Raw genomic sequence first — 3236 nt, 5'->3', positions numbered from 1 at the left:
CGGGGCGGGGCGCTGGACGCTTCATTACATGACCCCATGACCCACACTGCAGCGCTGCCGATGCGACCCTACCGGCGCGTCGGTTCGCACCCAGCACAGGCGCTTGTCGACGCGCTCGAACAGTGCGGGGGAAACAAATCGCGCGCGGCGCAGCAGTTGGGCATGACAGCGCGCCAGTTCAGCTATCGCTGGCAAAAGCTTGGCCTGCCGAATGACTGACAGCCAGGCAGGCCTCGTATCGCAGAATGAACAATGTCGACAATGTCGACATTGTCGGTTCGCTGCTTGATTGAATAGGAGTCTCGCCGAAGCAGGTCGGCGCTTCCTGTTCGCCCCGGAAGCCCCGCCAGGAAAGCAGTTCGGCGATACGCAGTGAAACTGGCACGCCTGTTGCATTGAGTGATGTGCCGGCGCCCCTCGACCTTCGATGCGACGCCGCGCCTTCACCATCCACGCATCAGGAGCGTCACTTGAACACTGTCACCGATAATCCCACGACTATTTCCACCTACCTGCGGCCGATCGACCGCGATGGGCTGCTGGCCTTCGCCGAAAAGGGGCGCAATAACCCGGGGTCGCGCGGCAAGAACAACGTGCACACGGTCATGCAAGGTCAGTACCGCTCGTTGAGCTATGTCGGCAACCATACGCCCGTCGTGGTCGATGAGCCGCTGCATCTGTTCGGCGAAGACACCGCGCCGGCGCCGGGCGAGATCGTGCTGTCCGGTCTCGGCGGCTGCCTCGCGGTCGGCATCACGGCAGTCGCCACGTGGAAGCAGGTCAAGCTGTCGAAGCTCGAAGTGTTCATCGAGGCGGATATCGGCAATCCGGCGGCATGGGGCGCAGGCGGCGCCCAGATGGAATCCGCGCAGATGGGTTTTCAGGCGATCCGCGTGAAGATCGTGATCGAAGGCGATGCGACGCGCGAGGAGCTTGATGAGATCGTCCGCCATGCTAACTACTTCTCGCCGGTTGCGAACTCGATGCGCAATCCGATTCCCATGACTGTCGCGCTCGCCGACTGAAGCGCCGCTTCGCTCGTTCGCGCCGCGCGTAGCGGCCGCCCCGGGAACCCGAAGGAAAACCAACATGGAACACGCATTGGTAGCAGAGGCGTCCAGCGTCGACACCTGGTGTGACGAAGCGGTGCTGGCGCGGGTGGCCGCGATCGCTCGCGGTCCGCTCGCGGCAGCCGCGCCACGGATCGACCGCGAAGGGGTCTATCCGCTCGACATCATGGGAGACCTGGGCGCGGCCGGCGCGCTCGGCGTCCACCTCGACCGGTACGGCACACGCTTCGGACTGTCGCTCGCCGCGATGCAGGAAGCGAGCCGCGCGTGTGGCTCGACGGGCTTCCTGATGTGGGCCCACGATGTCTGCGGGTTGTACATGGAGCAGTCCGGCAACCCGTCTCTAGGCGGCGCGCGGCTCGACGCGCATGCCCGCGGCCAGACGTTCGGCGGCACCGCGCTGTCGAATCCGATGAAAGCGTTCTCAGGGATCGAGCCGATGATGTTCCGCGCTACGCCCACGCCGGGCGGCTATCTGATCAACGGCACGCTGCCGTGGGTCAGTCACATCGGCCTCGGCCAGTATTGCGGCGCGATCGCCGCGGTACATCGCGAAGATGGTTCGGTCTCGCACGAGGTGATGTTCCTGCTGAGCTGCGACGAGCGCGTCGAGTTGCGCCACTGCCCGGTGTTCTCCGGGATGGAAGGCACCAGTACGTGGGGCGTCAAGCTCACCAACTATTTCGTCGGCGAAGCCGACCTGATTGCCGATCCGGCGCGGCCTTTCGTCGCGCGGATCAAGGCGGCGTTCATCCTGCTGCAGGTCGGCATGGCGCTGGGCGTCGCACAAGGCGGTATCGATTCGTGTCTCGAAGTCGAGCCGGTACTCGGTCACGTGAACCGCTTCCTGCACGACCGGCCAGACGAACTGACCGCCGAACTCGACGAAGCGGTGAGCGCGACGCAGCGGCTTGCGCGCACCGCCTACGACGGCAGCACCGACTATCTGCTGGAAGTGCTGGATCTGCGCACACGCGGCGCGGAGCTCGCGTTGCGTGCAGCGCAGGCGTCGCTGCTGCATCAGGGCGCGCGCGGCTATTTGATGAGCGCAGCGCCGCAGCGGCGGATTCGCGAGTCGCACTTCGTGGCGATCGTGACGCCTGCCATCAAGCATCTGCGTTGGGAAATGGCCCGTCTCTCCGCCGAGGAGCTTCCAGCATGAGCGTCCTGATTGCCGACTGGAAGCAATACATCTGCCGCGCGTGCGGCGTCATCTATGACGAAGAACTGGGGGATCCGGATAGCGGCATTGCGGCCGGCACGCGCTTCGACGCGATCCCCGACGACTGGGAGTGCCCGCTATGCGGGGTAACAAAAGCGGATTTCGTGCTTTACGAGCCGGTTGTGGCCGGTACAGCGGCGTACGCGCCGGCGCAGGGCGCGCCCTCGCGCACCCCTGGGGTCATCGTGGTCGGCGGCGGCACGGCGGGTTGGGCAGCCGTCGAAGCAGTCCGGGCGCTGGATCCGGACGTCCCGATCACGCTGGTGAGCGCGTGCTCGGCGGACCGTTACCGCAAGCCGGAACTGTCGGTTTCGCTGAGCGAGAAACGCACACCGGAGCGGCTCGTATTCGAGACCGGCCTGGCCGCCGCAACGCGCCTCGGCGTACGGCTGGTCGCCCATACCTACGCGATCGGGTTGTCGCCGGCGCTGCATCAACTGCGCACGACGGCGGGCACGTTCCGTTACCGGCAACTGGTACTCGCCCAGGGGGCGCGGCCCGTGGTGCCGTCCGGCTTGCCGCGCGAGCTGTGCTGGCGCGTCAACGATCTGTCGATGTGGAGCCGCATGCAGCGCCGGCTGACGACGGGGCCGGCGCGCGTGGCGGTGATCGGCGCGGGTCTGATCGGCTGCGAGCTAGCGGAGGACATGGCACGGGCGGGACATACGGTCACTGTGCTGGATGTGAGCGACAGGCCCCTCGCAGCGTTGCTGCCGGCGGCGGCCTCGCGCCGCCTGCTCGCCAACTGGACGCGGCTTGGCATCCATTTTCTGCCCGGTCGCAGCGTGAGCGTCGAGGACCGGCGTGGGATCGACGTGTGCGCCACGCAACGGACGAGTGACGCGAGGACGGCAAGCGGCGATGTCGCCGATGTCGGCGCCACGCCAAACGAAAAAGTGATCACGACGCAGCATGGCGAGCGGATTTCCGCCGATCTCGTGCTG

At 66.3% G+C, this 3236-nt stretch carries 4 protein-coding genes; all 4 read left to right on the top strand.

The features are described 5' to 3' along the window. The coding region (locus tag QOC89_RS16180) for a helix-turn-helix domain-containing protein (protein ID WP_323045935.1) at positions 1 to 219 on the top strand (219 nt) is incomplete at its 5' end. Positions 220 to 470: 251 nt separating this feature from the next. Next, entirely contained in the window at positions 471 to 1025 is a 555-nt protein-coding gene (locus tag QOC89_RS16175) for an OsmC family protein (protein WP_323045934.1), read from the top strand. Positions 1026 to 1089: 64 nt separating this feature from the next. Next, entirely contained in the window at positions 1090 to 2232 is a 1143-nt protein-coding gene (locus QOC89_RS16170; protein WP_323045933.1) for an acyl-CoA dehydrogenase family protein, read from the top strand. Then, the coding region (locus tag QOC89_RS16165) for an FAD-dependent oxidoreductase (protein WP_323045932.1) at positions 2229 to 3236 on the top strand (1008 nt) is incomplete at its 3' end. The genes QOC89_RS16170 and QOC89_RS16165, both read left to right, overlap by 4 nt.

It is taken from the genome of Paraburkholderia sp. (genome assembly GCF_034668105.1).
Lineage (GTDB): Bacteria > Pseudomonadota > Gammaproteobacteria > Burkholderiales > Burkholderiaceae > Paraburkholderia.
Note: the sequence above shows the minus strand (reverse complement) of the source record. Positions and strands in the feature narration are given on the sequence as shown.